Below are 1,656 nucleotides of genomic sequence, written 5' to 3' on the forward strand. Positions count from 1 at the left end.
CCGGTTCCCTATCCGCTAACAGGTCTATGACCTCTCCCGCTACTAAATCAACCACTATCGTTCCGTAACGAGTTCCCTTCCGAAACGCAAAGTCATCTACCCCTACCACCCTTAAGTCCTGCGTCTTCGGTAATGGCAGCTTTGATACCAGATACAGCAGCGTGCTATCGCTTATCCCATAGCCCAGCTCTCGGCTCAATCGCTCTCCCGCCGCGCCCCCCAGGGCTATCCCTATTCGTCCCAGCTTTTCCTCTAACCGCGCCGTGCGGCGCGCACTTGGAGACACAACCGCCGGCAATCGCTCCACGTAGATCCTACGCCTGCACTCCGCGTTGTCGCAGTAGTAACGCCCTACCCTCAGCTCTAGCTCTACTTCATATTCCCCTAGCGGTAAATCCTTCAGCCGACGCTTATATCGACTATGAACCCGCCTGCTCTCAAAACCGCACTGCGGGCAGTGGCTCACTTCTACAATCGACCTTGCCCGTATCCGCAGATGGCCTTCCTCCTCGATCTCGTAACCCTCTACTTCAATCGCTCCCTGGCCGGGTACAAACTCCTCTATCAATTCTCCCCTTCCCTATCACCCGCTCTTACTACTCTACAATTGAATCAGTTTATATGTACTGGTGTCGCTGGCAGGAAGAGGCCAGTCTCAATTAGAACTAGAGGAGCACTCTCATTAGCAGCCACCCTGCCAATTATCGCGAGGGCAAAGCCAGGCAACAAACTTTAAGGCGATCGCCTGCTCACACCTTTTCTCCTTCACTACACTTATCCAAAATCTCTCTATACACTACTTCAATGCACATTCCCCCTCATCATCAAAAGTTGGGAAGATCCCACTTAGCCTGAAACGCGACATCCCACTTAGCCTGAAACGCGACAGATGTATTGACTGGGCACTGAGAATGCTCCCTTCGTTTGGGGTCGTTCTCAGTGTCTTTTTTTCGCCAGGACGTACTTGTGTTCTAGTTGTCATTTCAGCGCTTGGCGATCCTATGAGGGCTCAGCACCGTTGCCTAACAGCTAATTGACATCTTTGGCTGATGTAATTGTCGCCTGACACCCGCTGGAAGGTCGAAAACGAGAACAACAATACTTTGAAGACGAAAGGCTATAACCTAGAGCACAACTTTGGTCATGGGCAACAGCATCTGGCTGCTTTACTGGCGAGCCTCAACATTTTGTCATTGCTCTTTCACACCTTGCTGGCGCTGCTGGATGAACAGTATCAGGTACTCAGGGCTGCACTGGCTACCCGCAAGACTTTTTTCGATGACCTGCGGGCCTTGACCCGCTACATGTACTTCGACAGTTGGGACTATCTGCTCTCCTTCATGATTGAAGGGCTAGAGCTGAAACCGCCACCTAACACCAGCTAATTTCCTAAACTGAGAATTGCTGATGATCAGCACTTATGAATCCGCTATCACCCTCACCATTTACATTTACTTGCAAGGATGAAACATACATCTTTTTTTTCAACGTAATGATAACAAAAGTCATCGAAATTCTCTCCTAAGGATTGAACCTTAATGGATAATCTATGTAATTGACTAAGCTATCAGTGACCTAAGCTATCAATAACTGTGATTATTCACAACTTAACCGATGATTTATTGAGCTTGAAAGAGTGATTCTTATCACCGACGA

1 protein-coding gene and 1 pseudogene are annotated in these 1,656 nt (G+C 48.9%); one reads left to right on the plus strand and one right to left on the minus strand.

The genetic code is table 11. The features are described from left to right. Nucleotides 1-568: transposase family protein (locus tag QJQ48_RS28030; protein WP_346294480.1), on the minus strand; the 568-nt coding region annotated here is incomplete at its 3' end. A 499-nt stretch (nucleotides 569-1,067) separates the two neighbouring features. Here QJQ48_RS28030 and QJQ48_RS28035 point away from each other — a divergent pair. Then, nucleotides 1,068-1,385 (plus strand): annotated as a pseudogene (locus tag QJQ48_RS28035) (ISNCY family transposase); the annotation flags it as partial. Nucleotides 1,386-1,656: the final 271 nt, after the last annotated feature.

This window comes from Sphaerothrix gracilis Ecp01 (assembly GCF_030405905.1).
In the GTDB taxonomy this organism is placed as follows: domain Bacteria; phylum Cyanobacteriota; class Cyanobacteriia; order Phormidesmidales; family Phormidesmidaceae; genus Sphaerothrix; species Sphaerothrix gracilis.